This is a genomic window from Trichocoleus sp. DQ-U1 (assembly GCF_039961925.1).
GTDB lineage: Bacteria > Cyanobacteriota > Cyanobacteriia > Cyanobacteriales > FACHB-T130 > FACHB-T130.
Genome location: NZ_JAMPKB010000035.1, coordinates 1 through 13,308, shown reverse-complemented (window position 1 = coordinate 13,308; position 13,308 = coordinate 1). Strand labels below are relative to the sequence as shown.

10 protein-coding genes are annotated in these 13,308 nt (G+C 43.0%); all 10 read left to right on the top strand.

The window, feature by feature from the left end:
* Window positions 1–67: 67 nt before the first annotated feature.
* On the top strand, window positions 68–1,069 hold the full coding sequence (locus NDI34_RS15965; RefSeq protein ID WP_348233142.1) for a glycosyltransferase family A protein: 1,002 nt from the start codon (window positions 68–70) through the stop codon (window positions 1,067–1,069).
* A gap of 126 nt (window positions 1,070–1,195) precedes the next feature.
* Entirely contained in the window at window positions 1,196–2,719 is a 1,524-nt protein-coding gene (locus tag NDI34_RS15960; protein WP_348233141.1) for an MOP flippase family protein, read from the top strand.
* 56 nt (window positions 2,720–2,775) lie between these two features.
* Window positions 2,776–4,020: a glycosyltransferase gene (locus NDI34_RS15955; protein WP_348233140.1), complete on the top strand. Its 1,245-nt coding sequence runs from the start codon at window positions 2,776–2,778 to the stop codon at window positions 4,018–4,020.
* Window positions 4,021–4,068: 48 nt separating this feature from the next.
* Window positions 4,069–5,283 carry a glycosyltransferase gene (locus NDI34_RS15950; RefSeq protein WP_190411170.1) on the top strand — a complete coding sequence of 405 codons (1,215 nt, stop codon included), beginning with the start codon at window positions 4,069–4,071 and terminating at the stop codon, window positions 5,281–5,283.
* A gap of 399 nt (window positions 5,284–5,682) precedes the next feature.
* Window positions 5,683–7,557 (top strand): ABC transporter ATP-binding protein, encoded by a 1,875-nt coding sequence (locus NDI34_RS15945; RefSeq protein WP_190411171.1) that lies wholly within the window; start codon window positions 5,683–5,685, stop codon window positions 7,555–7,557.
* Between the two features lie 140 nt (window positions 7,558–7,697).
* On the top strand, window positions 7,698–8,750 hold the full coding sequence (locus NDI34_RS15940; protein ID WP_190524551.1) for a glycosyltransferase: 1,053 nt from the start codon (window positions 7,698–7,700) through the stop codon (window positions 8,748–8,750).
* 399 nt (window positions 8,751–9,149) lie between these two features.
* Window positions 9,150–9,974 (top strand): DUF6817 domain-containing protein, encoded by an 825-nt coding sequence (locus tag NDI34_RS15935; RefSeq protein ID WP_190536388.1) that lies wholly within the window; start codon window positions 9,150–9,152, stop codon window positions 9,972–9,974.
* 70 nt (window positions 9,975–10,044) lie between these two features.
* Window positions 10,045–11,076, top strand: coding sequence for a glycosyltransferase family 2 protein (locus NDI34_RS15930; RefSeq protein WP_190986844.1), 1,032 nt, complete (start codon window positions 10,045–10,047; stop codon window positions 11,074–11,076).
* Between the two features lie 53 nt (window positions 11,077–11,129).
* Entirely contained in the window at window positions 11,130–12,068 is a 939-nt protein-coding gene (locus tag NDI34_RS15925) for a beta-1,6-N-acetylglucosaminyltransferase (protein WP_190430089.1), read from the top strand.
* A gap of 17 nt (window positions 12,069–12,085) precedes the next feature.
* Window positions 12,086–13,108 (top strand): glycosyltransferase family 2 protein, encoded by a 1,023-nt coding sequence (locus tag NDI34_RS15920; protein ID WP_190524542.1) that lies wholly within the window; start codon window positions 12,086–12,088, stop codon window positions 13,106–13,108.
* The last annotated feature ends 200 nt before the right edge of the window (window positions 13,109–13,308 follow it).

The following is a 13,308-nucleotide window of genomic DNA, read 5'->3' as shown; positions in this document are numbered from 1 at the left end:
TTACTGATGATTGAGGTAAATTAAGATAATATTTTCTTTGATTAGACTTCTACAAAGGTTAAGCTAAATGCCAGTAATATCAGTGATAATTCCGGTCTACAATGCTGAACAAACAATCTTGGAAACGGTTAAATCTGTTCAGCAACAAACATTTTCAGACTTGGAAATAATTTTAGTTGATGACGGATCGAGTGACAAAAGCGTAGAACTGCTTAAAGGAATTGTTGATGAACGGGTAAAAGTATTTGTCTATGAAAATGGCGGAGCCGCAGTCGCTCGCAATCGCGGTTTAGCTCACGCTAAAGGTGAATTTATTGCCTTTATCGATGCAGATGATTTATGGACCCCAGACAAGCTAGAACTACAACTTGCAGAATTACAAAAGCACCCAGAAGCAGGAGTAGCTTATAGCTGGACTTCTTTTATAGATGAAAAAGGAAAACTTTTATATGTGCAGCAACCCGTATATTTTGAAGGAAATGTTTATCCACAATTATTAGTCAGCAATTTCTTAGTTTGTGGTTCAATTCCACTGATTCGTAAGCAAGCAATTGAGTCCGTTGGGGAACTCGACCCAGAACTGAAATCTACTCATGATTGGGATTACTGGCTCAGGTTAGCAGCTAAGTGGTCTTACGTTCTAGTTCCTCAACATCAAATTTTTTATCGTCAAGTACCTGGCTCAATTTCTTCCAAGATAGAGGTTAGGGAAAAATATAATCTGATGGCGCTTGAAAAGGCTTTTCAAACAGCGCCATCAGAGTTGCAATCTCTCAAGAACCAGAGTTTAGCAAATGTTTATCAGCACCTCGCCGATCTGTATTTAACTCGTAAAGCAGATCCTGATGCAGTTAAGCAAGCGGGTTACAAACTAAAAACGGCAGTTCGTTTGTATCCAAAAATGCTCCTAAATAGCAGCGCTCAGCGCTTACTGCTGAAATGGCTGGTGATGCGATCGCTTTCCCCTAAATTCGCTAACTATTTTCGGCAGATATCTACTAAATTTCGTGATTTTAGATATCAACGCTGGAGTAAAAATTTAGCAAATATCGGTAAGGAGACGCCCTGAATTTAGTTTGAAAACCGACCAAAGCAAGGAAATTTAGAAGAAGGGTTTAAATCCTTCTATAAATATCAGAAATAATTAGCAATTTTTAAATTAGTCGCTTCAAAGAGTTTTATAAGAGGTATCAATTTGTCAAGATTAGAGAAAAAGATTCTATCTGAGCCTGACCAAACTCAGCACTTTCAGACTGACCATCTGAAGGCTGATTTAAAAGGTCGCTCGGTTCGTGGCGGTGCAGTCACGATGGTGAGTCAGGGGTGCAAATTTGTACTTCAAATGGGATCGACGGTTGTGCTAGCTCGTCTACTCTCACCTCAAGACTACGGTCTAATTGGGATGGTGACTAGCGTGACGGGTATTGTGTTTCTCTTCAATGACATGGGTCTGTCAACGGCGACGATCCAAAGAGCCGAAATCAACCACAAGCAAGTCAGCACCCTGTTTTGGGTGAATGTGGGGATGAGCCTCTTGCTGATGCTATTGACTGCGGTTATGGCACCGGCGATCGCTTGGTTTTATGGTGAGCCGCGCCTGACCTGGATTGCGATCGTTTCTGCCAGTGCATTTATATTTGGTGGGTTGAGCGTCCAGCACCAAGCCTTGCTTCGGCGACAGATGCGCTTTACCGCTCTCGCTGCAATTGAGATCGTCTCCATCGTGCTGGGGGTAGCGATCGCGATTATTTCGGCTTTGTATGGGGCTGGATACTGGTCGCTGGTATTTATGTCACTGACTACGGCAATCGTCACGGCTGTAGGAGTTTGGGTAATGTGTGGTTGGCGTCCTGGCTTACCGGCTCAACGCTCAGGCGTCCGTTCTATGCTGGCTTTTGGTGGCAACCTCACTGGTTTTAGCGTCCTTAACTACTGCGCCCGAAACCTGGACAATATTTTAATCGGACGGGTGTGGGGTGCTGAGGCTCTAGGTGTGTACGCGAAAGCATACAGCTTAATGATGCTTCCTTTGCAACAAATCAATTCCCCCATTACCGCTGTTGCCGTTCCCGGTCTGAGCCGATTGCATTCTGAGCCACAGCAATTTCGCAACCACTATTTAAAAGGACTATCGCTGATCGGATTTTTGACGACGCCCATCGTCCTATTTATGATGATTGTCTCCGAAGAATTGGTCGAGCTGATACTTGGCTCCCAATGGGGAGAGGCTGGTACAATCTTCAAGCTTCTTGGTATATCTGCACTCGTTCAACCACTTACGAATACCTCTGGCTGGCTCTACATTTCTTCAGGAAGGACAGCTCAGATGTTCAAGTGGGGAGTATTTTCTTCCAGCTTCTTAGTGATTTCTTTTTTCTTTGGATTACCTTACGGCGCACGCGGTGTTGCTTTAAGTTATTCAATTGCCAAGCTATTGCAGACATTGCCTTGTATGTACTATGCAACGCGCGGCACGTCTATCACCATGCTCAATTTATTAGAAGCAATGAAGCATCCTTTGCTGGCATCTCTAATCGCAGGAGCGATCGCTTTTGGGGTTAAGTTAGCGATCGCGCCAACTTTAACCGTTTGGGCTACAGTCATTGTCAGTTTGGCGGTAATGGCTTTGACCTATTTAATCTTGATGTTCTATGTATTCAATACCAAGGAGCTTTACCTGTCTGTACTAAAACAGTTCAAACGACCTAAAGGCTCTTGATGCTTAACCGTCCAGGATGATGACAGCAGAGTATCGGATATTAGGTGAAATTTACGATGAGAATCGCTTTTATTGTTGGTAAATTTCCTACTGTATCAGAGACGTTCATCTTAAATCAGATCGTGGGGTTGATTGAGCGAGGACAAGAGATTGAAATTTACGCCCAGCAACCGGGCGATACTGCCAAAATCCACCCAGATGTGGAAAGATATCAACTTCTTGATCGCACCTACTATGTTCCGGAGCAAAGACCAGCGAATCATTTAATTTACGTAATTAAAGCGATTGGGCTGCTATTCGCAAATTTCCATAAAAATCCTGTTGCTTTTGCGCGATCGCTTAATGTTTTTAAGTATGGCAAAGAAGCGGCTTCATTGAGGATGCTGTATACAACATTCTCGTTACTCCCATTTCTATCAAATAAGCCATACGATATAATCCATTGCCAGTTTGGACCCTTAGGATTCTTAGGGATGTACTTTAGGACAATTGCTGCCTCTAGAGCTAAAGTAATTATCTCATTTCGAGGTTCTGACCTCACTATGTATCTCAGTCAATATGGTGACGATATCTATAAAAAGCTATTTGAAAAAGGAGACTGTTTCCTGCCCATTTGTAACCATTTTAAAAATAAATTGATTAGTCTGGGCTGCAATGAAAAAAAAATTATTGTACTCCGCTCAGGAATCGATTGTAATCGGTTTTCCTTTAAGACACGCTATCCGCATCCCGATGGTAAAGTGCGGATTGTTTCAACAGGTCGCCTAATTGAAAAAAAAGGGATTGAATATGGTATTCGCGCTATTGCTAACTTGACAAAAATGAACCTCGATCTTGAATACAATATCATTGGTGATGGCTCTTTAAAGCCAGACTTGCAGCAACTGATTCAAGAGCTAGATGTTGGAAATATAGTAAATCTCTTGGGTTGGAAACAACAGCACGAAGTCGTGCAAATTCTCAACGATTCCCACATTTTTGTGGCTCCCTGCGTAACCAGTAAGGATAATAATCAAGAAGGAATTCCTAATGTTTTAAAAGAAGCAATGGCAATGGGTTTGCCAGTTGCCAGCACTTACCATAGTGGTATCCCTGAGCTAGTCGAAGATGGGGTTTCAGGGTTCCTAGTTACAGAACGAGATGTCGATGCTTTGACAGAAAAATTAGGCTACCTAATCGCCCACCCAGAGGTCTGGCCCGAAATGGGTGCGGCTGGTCGTGCATACGTGGAAAAGCACTATGAAATTGGGCAGCTAAACGACTATTTAGCTGAAATATACGAGAAACTGCTAATTACCTGATAGGGTATTTAGTAAATAGAAAAGTCAAGTTATAGGGGTAAAATTGTTGTGAAAGTCGCGATGATTGTTGGTCGATTTCCGGTTTTGTCAGAAACCTTTATCTTAAACCAAATCGCTGGTTTAATCGATCGGGGTCACGAAGTTGATATCTATTCTGACCAACTCGGAGATACTTCCAAGGTGCATCCAGCAGTAGAAAAGTACCAACTCCTGAATCGTACCTACTATATCCAAATGCCATCTAATATTGCGATTCGCGGGCTAAAAGGCTTGGGGTTGCTATTCGCGAACAGCTACAAAGACCCAGCCCTATTACTGCGATCGCTTAATGTTTTTAAGTATGGCAAAGAAGCTGCTTCATTGAGGTTACTATATGCAGCAGTCTCATTATTGGGCAAAAAAGAATACGACATCATCCATTGTCAATTTGGCCCTTTAGGATTCATCGGGATGTCATTTCGGCTGATTGGTGCGCCCCACGGAAAATTAATTACCTCATTTCGCGGTTTCGATATTAGCCAGCATATTCAGGAATTCGGTGAAGACGTTTATAATCCCTTATTCGCCACAGGAGACCTTTTTCTTTCTAACTGCGATTATTTCAAACGTCGCCTGATTAAGCTAGGTTGCGATGAGAAGAAAATCATCGTCCTTCGTTCGGGCATCGATTGTAGCAAGTTTGTGTTTACCACACGTCATCTACCCGCTGATGGTCGCATTGGAATTGTCACCACAGGTCGCCTTGTCGAAAAAAAAGGGATTGAGTATGGAATTCGTGCCATTGCCAAGTTGGCTAAGGCATACCCCAACATCGAGTACAACATCGTTGGGGATGGGCCATTAAAGGAAAGTTTGCAGCAACTCATTGATGAGCTGGACGTTAGTGACAAAGTAAAATTGCTGGGTCACAAGCAGCAGCAGGAACTCATTGAAATTCTTGACAACTCCCATATATTTATCGCCCCCTGCGTGACAGCGAAGAACGGCGATCAAGATGCCCCCGTAAACGTATTAAAAGAAGCAATGGCAATGGGTTTACCCGTGATAGGAACGCAACACGGTGGCATTCCAGAACTGATTGAAGATGGGATTTCTGGTTTTTTGGTTCCCGAACGAGATGCCGATACTCTGGCTGAAAAGTTGGGCTATTTATTTGAACATCCGGAAGTTTGGCCTGAAATGGGTCGCTCCGGTCGCGCCTACGTAGAAGCGCATTACGACTTTAACAAGTTGAACGAGCGGTTAGTAGAAATCTACCATTAGATAGAGTTCAACCGTTAAAATTGCATTTGGCAGGTTAAAATCTGCCATTAGAAGTATATTTTTCTAGAAAAAACATGATATAAACCGAATAATTTTCTGATTGAATGAGTTAAAAAATAAAAACTTCAAGTAAGGATTTTATATTAATTGCAACTTCACTAAAACTTCACATTAAAAATAGGGGAAATCGTGTTTTTTCGATGCTTTTATAGCAAAAAGTCTGGTAACATTTACTAGAGAAAGTGAACAAAGCTAACACTGTGTTTCCTACGAGCAAAATAATTTAAGAGCAAGCGTAAGCACAGTGAAACATCAGGAAAAAGCGCTCCGGCAAGAAAATTTAGCCTGGAATTAGCAATCAACGATTGGCTGTTCAAAGGTTCAGTAGCGGTAGACACTATGAGTCGAAGTCAGACACTCGGACGAGAAACAAGGTTGCGTGAGGCTAAAGCAAAATTAAAATTGGGCTTAATGAAGCGAATTGGAAAATTCGATAAACTGACCTCTCTGATTTTGGAGGTGCAGAAGAAAACTCTCTATCTAGGTTTAGTGACAATGATTTTGTCTTCTATTCTAGATAGTGTAGGAATCGGATTGATGATTCCTTTCCTAAAAGTAATTTTGAATGAAGGAGGTGGAACGCTTCTTCCTCAAATGGCTTTAACGGAAGGGTTGAATAGTTGGCTAGCGCAGCAAGGTAAAGGAACGCTCATTAGCTTGTTTGCCTTAGTCCTCATGGGTTCTTTAATTTTAAAAGGGTATTTCTACTACATTTCCCAAGTCTTGACTTCCATTTATCGGGAAGCCGTCATCAAACGCTTGAGGAAACGGCTGTATCAAACCTATTTATATTCGCCCATTGAATTTTTTGATAATGTGCAGATGGGTAAAGTAACCAGCACCTTACATACAGAGGTGATGGAAACAAACAAGCTGTTGACTAACTTCTTTTATGGCTTGACCAACCTGCTGATTTTAATCGCCTATCTGGGAACGTTGGTGATCGTGTCGTGGAAAATGACGGTTCTAACGACATTTTTGATTACAGGCGTTGCTTTATGGCTCAGTTATTTCTTGAAAAAGATTAAGACATCGGGGGGTTTAGTTGTCACTGCTAAACGCACTCTGAACGCGATGGCTTTAGATACGTTAGGCGGTGTTCGCATCGTTAAATCTTATGGTGCGGAGGATTTTGAACTGAACCGCTTCAATAAGATCAGTAGCAATTATATGGAGGCGAACATCGGGCTAGCTAAGAAGCTAAACATCATCGACCCGCTGACAGAGTTAGCGACTTTGGCGGCGGCGATGGTAGTTCTAGTCGGTAGCTACACTTTGTTTATCTCCAAGGGTCTGCTGACGACCGCAGAGCTGCTGATATTCATGCTGGTTCTGATTAGAATTGTTCCGGTACTGAAAAAGGTGAATGCAGCGAGGGGTTCTGTCCAAGAGTCTCTGCCAGCGTTAACGAAAGTCACGGAGGCGCTCTCGTTACCAGAGAAATATCCGCTTCCTAATGGAAACCAGAAATTTACAGGGTTGCGCGATCGCATTCTTTTCCAAAATGTAAAATTTGCCTACAGCGGCAGATCTTACGTCCTCAACGGTTTGGATCTAGAAATTCCTCGTGGCAAAACTGTGGCGCTGGTTGGCGCTTCTGGAGCCGGGAAATCCACTGTGGCATCTCTCGTTACCCGTTTCTACGAAGTGACCGACGGTGTAATCGAGATCGACGGTCAAGATATCCGAAACTACGATGTTGTCTCGCTACGCCAGCACATCGGAGTCGTTAGCCAAGACACCTACATCTTTAATGCCTCACTTCTGGATAACATTGCCTACGGTTTAGAGGGAATGGACAGAGAAAAGGTGATTGAGGCAGCCCGCCTTGCCAATGCCCACGAATTTATCTGTCAGTTGCCCAACCAATACGACACAGTGGTAGGAGATAGGGGCGTTAGGCTTTCCGGAGGACAACGACAACGCATTTCAATTGCTAGGGCAATGCTGCGCGACCCGGAAATCATGATTCTCGATGAAGCCACCAGCGCCTTAGATTCGCAGTCAGAACAGTTAGTGCAAGAAGCACTGGAACGTTTGCGAACAAACCGGACTGTAATTGTGATTGCCCACCGTTTGGCTACTGTCCGGAATGCCGACAAAATTGTGGTAATGGAGAAAGGTCGAATTATCGAACAGGGAGGGCATGACGAGTTGCTTGCCCAGCAGGGAGCTTACTGGTCTTACCACAATCTCCAGTCTTTGCCTGTGTAAAACAGACCTGCCCAAGCGACACCGGGCAACTACACAGTACAGACTTTAAACACAAACAAGTTTTTTCCCTATCTAGCTGAGTTGATGCATAGCAAACAAAACAGCCGATAAATTGTTTAGTCTTTAGCGAGGAGTTCCTGATGTTAGATCCCCAAGTTACGATTGTTGTTTCACCCCGCGAACGTTTCAGCTGCGCCCGCGAGTCGCTGGAAAGCATTTACGAACATACATCAGTCCCATTCAAGTTAGTTTACGTAGATGGGGGTTCACCCGCTCACATTCAGCGTTATTTGCAACAGCAAGCGAGTGAAAAAGGATTTCAAATCATTCGCACCGATCACTACCTCACTCCAAACCGCGCCAGAAACCTCGGTCTGAGTCAGGTTACAACCAAGTATCTCGTCTTTATCGATAACGATGTGATCGTCAGCCCAGACTGGTTGGAAAGCTTAGTTCAGTGCGCTGAAGAGACAAACGCTACCGTAGTGGGTCCCCTGACCTGCCAAGGCACTCCGGTACACGAAATTGTCCATTTTGCCGGTGGAGAAGCCCACATTTGGCTGGAAAAAGTCGGCGAAAACCCCAGACGGCGTCTCCGCGAGAAAATGTACAAGCAAGGTCAGAAAGTAGCGGAGGTGCGACCCAAGCTCAAACGTCAACAAACCGAACTAGCAGAATTCCATTGCGTACTGGTTCGCACTGAAATCTTTGAGAAAGTCGGCTTGCTCGATGAACAAATGTTCAATACTAAAGAACACCTCGATTTCTGCATGACAGTCGTTGAGGCGGGTGGTAGCGTTTACTTTGAGCCTGCGTGTCTTGTCACTTATGTTCCAGGCCCGCCCCTGAAGCCGTCAGATATGCTCTTCTATATGCTGCGTTGGAGCGACGCTTGGGAACTCAATAGCTTGCATCGCTTGCGCGATAAATGGAATTTGGACGAGGACGGGTACTTCAAATATCGCTACAAGCGCTTGGGATGGCGGCGATACGTGACAATCCTGAACCCAATTGGTAGCCGCCTGACTTTAGGTCTTGCTGGGGGCGGGGTGGCAAAAGTGTTGCGTCCTCTAGATAAGGTGTTTAACCGTTATCTCACGAATCGTCAGGCTCGCCTGCAAGCGAAAGGGCTACAACCTCAGATGCCTGCAATACCGGAGAAGAAGCCTACAGTGACGGCATCGTCCCGTTAGGTTGGCGTGTAAGGGTGTAGAACGACGAAACGAAGGTGCCAAAAGAAGGTGCGATCGCTTCGACGATAAATACCCTTGCACAGCCAAAACCTAAGTCTTCATCCAGAAAACAAGTGGGGAACTCGAAAGCAATCCACAGACTTTTTTAGTCGTACTCCTACCTTGGAAAAGTGGATGCTATTACTAAACTTGTTCTGTGTTAAGCGATTCCCCGCTTTTTCAGGAACGCTCCTGTTGAAATTGAAATGTTGTTTGGGTTTTCCTTCTTCAGAGAGACGTTTTGCCTAAGCCGTTCAATGATTGTTAATTTTTTTAAATGCACTTGACTTAGACAAAATCAATGGACTTCGCCTAAGCCAAGTGCAACAAAAATGAAGCATTCCAATCAAAAGCAAAATTATGCACTCTTTTGCTCAAACAAACATTCAACTCTTCAACCAGCTACGTGCAGAAGGCTACTCAAGCAACGATATTAACCGCATCCGTGATGCTTATCAGCTGACAATGCAGCTGTTCACAGGTGCTTTTCGAGCCTCAGGTAAGACGTTTATTGCCCATCTAGTCAGCACTGCTAGTATCCTGGTTTCTCTTCATGTACCTGCAAAGATAGTAGCAACAGGTCTGCTTCATGCTACCTATACTCATGGTGACTTTGGAAACGGGAAAAAAGGCATTTCTAATGCCAAACGCGAACAGGTAAAACGTGTTGTTGGCAAAGAGATTGAGGAGTATCTTGCTAGATATGCAACGCTGTCCTGGAATAAAAAGACGATTCCCGATATTTTTCACCGCATTGATACGCTCGATCCGCTTGATCGCGATATTCTTTTGGTGCGCTTAGCCAATGAGCTAGAGGAATACTTAGATTTTGGCATTGTTTATTGTGGAGATTTCAAACATCAACAATACATTAATTATGACGGTCATCTGATCGTAGAAATGGCAGAAAAGTTAGGTTTTCCTAATTTAGCTACTCAACTAACAGAAGCATTTAAAGAAACTGCCTCCGCTGAAATACCTAGGGAACTTTGTAACACAAACGCTCAAGATGTTTCGTTTCGTCTTGCACCAAAGTCCTACCAGAAGCGGCTGTCACTCACCTTTTATAATTTGTTGATTCATAAACCGCGTCGTTTAGTTTCTGCCATAGCCCGTAAATTTGGTAATTTGCGTCCCAGTACGTCCATGACAAAGGATGTTCCTACTATAAGTCAGTCAGAGTAAGGGGGCAGTTAATCACAAGGAAGTGCTGGCTGTAGCAAATATTAATTTTTCACAATTTTTAAAAATCAAAATGAAAAAAATTTCTGTCATAATTCCGGTTTATGGAGTCGAAAAATATATAGCTGCTACAGTGCAATCAGTTTTAGACCAAACCTATAAACATTTTGAACTTCTAATTATTGATGATGGTTCTCCCGATCAAAGTGTAGAAATTTGTCAGCAATTCACAGATCCTCGAATTCAGATTATTCGCCAGCATAATAGCGGGGTTTGCGCCGCTCGAAATACAGGAATTCGCCAGTCTCAAGGAGCATATCTGGCTTTTTTAGATGGAGACGATTTGTGGCTGCCAGAAAAGCTGGAAAAACATATTGAGCATCTAGAAAATTCACCAACTGTCGGGCTTAGCTTTAGCCGCTCTGCTTTTATTGACGAAGCGGGGCAGCCATTAGGTATCTATCAAATGCCTAAACTCAAGGATATTGCTCCACCCTTGATCCTCTGCCGTAACCCGATTGGAAATGGCTCAGTTCCGGTGATTCGGCGAGAGGTTTTTGAAGCTATTAAGTTTCAAGATGCTCCTCAGGGTACTGCAAAAGATTGTTATTTCGATGAAAGATTGCGACATTTTGAAGATGTCGAATGCTGGCTTCGCATTTCCTTAAAGACTAATTGGCAAATCGAAGGCATTCCTGAAGCTTTGACGCTGTACCGAGTTAATTCCGGAGGGGCTTCAGCAAATCTGCTCAAGCAGTTAGAAGACTTGGAAAAGGTGCTGGAAAAAACCCGCTCCTATGCTCCAGATTTGATTGCTCAGTATGGAAACCCAGCTAAAGCCTACGAGTTGCGGAAATTAGCCCGGTGGGCAGTCCGGCTGAAAGCTGCCCCAACCGCTGTAGACATGGCTCACCGCGCCTTATCTACCCACTGGCGCATGATTCTTGACGAACCCCGGCGGACACTTTTGACGTTGGGAGCTGCCTATTCGCTGTGGCTACTGCCACGTCCTCTCTACCGCCAGATAGAAAGTTTTGCCTTAAAAATGACAGGAGCCGCCCAAAAACGACGCATTCTTCAAGATCGTTCCCGTCAATTGGCATAATGATAGAACCTTTTTTATAAACACCCGCTCGCCATCAAAATAGGTTGCAGAATATGAGGGTTGTCTACCTGATCCAAACCCATACCAATCCGGAGCAAATTTATCGGCTGGTTAAAGTTATTAAAAAGTCCAGTAATGACTCTTATATAGTGATGAGTCATAACTTTAATGCTAGTCAAATAGATGTAGAACTCTTCGAGAGTTTACCGAATGTTAAAGTACTAAGAGCTAAGAAAGTTGGAAGAGGCGATTTCTCGATAACCCAAGCTTATTTGGATGTTATTGACTGGATTTTAACCCAGAATATTCAATTTGATTGGCTAGCTAATCTTACAGGTCAAGACTATCCGACTCAATCGCTCTCAAAATTTGAGAATTTTCTGGCTGCAACCGAGTACGATGGATTTTTTGATTATTTTAATGTGCTTTCTGATAAGTGTACTTGGGGAGCTAAAGATGGGCGCGATCGCTACTTCTATCAATACTGGTGGTCAGGTATAGAATTAGCCAAGTGGCAAAGAGCCTTATTCAAACCTTTTCGAGTTCTTATTAATAATGTTCAGCCTTTTGTGCGGATTGATTCTTCCTATGGACTCATCATCGGGCAACGGGCCGCTTCAGCTCCATTTAATGACAAATTTGTATGCTATGGAGGCTCTTACTTTAAAACAATTTCTAGACAATGCATTCAATACATTCATGATTTTTGCTCTGCCAATCCTGATTTGGTGAACTACTACAAGAAAGTTCGCCTTCCCGATGAATCTTTTATGCAAACCATCTTATTAAATAGTGGTTTGTTTAATTTTTATCCCCGCAATATGCGCTATATTGATTGGGAGAACAGCCGACACGGTCATCCCCGCATCCTCACATCTGAAGATTTTCCAAATTTAATTAAAGATAAATATTACTTTGCTAGAAAATTTGACATGAACCGGGACAGCAAAGTATTAGATATGCTTGACGAAAGAATTTTTCAAGCAACTTAAAGAAAATGGTACTTTTCATGAAAAAATTTTCGGTTATTATTCCAGCCTACGGAGTAGAAAAGTATATAGGTGCTGCAATTGAATCGGTTCTAGCTCAAACATACAAAAATTTTGAAATTATTGTAGTTGATGACGGCTCTCCCGATAGAACTGTAGAAATTTGCCAGCAGTATATAGACCCTAGAATTAAAATCGTTAGCCAGAAAAATAGAGGACTCGCTGGAGCAAGAAACACCGGAATCCGCCATGCTCATGGCGACTATTTAGCTTTTTTAGATGGCGATGACCTTTGGCTACCGGAAAAATTAGAGAAACATCTCGAACATTTAGATAATTCCTCAACGGTAGGGATTAGTTTTAGTCGCTCTGCTTTTGTTGATGAAACGGGAAATTCCTTGGGTACCTATCTGATGCCCAAGTTCAAGGACATTACACCACCCGATTTACTTCGCGACAATCCAGTCGGAAATGGTTCTGCTCCCGTAGTTCGGCGAGAGGTATTTGAAGCGATTAAATTTCAAGATAATCTTTACGGGACTGTTGAAGATTTTTATTTTGATGATAACTTTCGTCAGGCAGAGGATATAGAATGCTGGCTTCGCATCCTCCTTCAAACCAACTGGCAAATTGAGGGCATTCCTGAAGCGCTGACACTGTATCGGGTAAACGCAGGGGGTCTTTCAGCTAGTTTGCTGAAGCAATTAGAAGCTCTCGAAAGGGTAATTGAAAAAACACGCTCCTACGCTCCAGAATTAATTGCTGAATGGGAAAACCCCACTAAAGCATATCAACTGCGATATTTAGCGAGAAGTGCAGTCCGTTTAAAAGCAGGCTCAATGGCTGTGCAGCTAATGCACCGAGCCTTGGCTGCTCACTGGCGCATCCTTTTGGAGCAGCCCCGCCGCACGCTGATGACCTTAGCAGCTGCCTATTTGCTCTGCTTCTTACCCCATCCTGTTTATTACCAAATAGAGGCTCTTGCTGCCAAAATGACTGGGCTTATTCAAAGACGCCGTATTCTTCAAGATCAGTCTAGCTAATCTTTATAATCAACAACTTTTTTTTAATTCTAATAAAATTAATTTAAGTGCTTATGTAAAATAAATTACACATAATAAAAAGTAGAATAAGCTAAAACAAAAGTCAAGAAAACAAGAGACTTATGAGATTTATTAGAGATTTAAGCCGAGAAACTCAAAGGATTCTCAAAAGAATTTATAAAGAAAGTAGACATCATCAA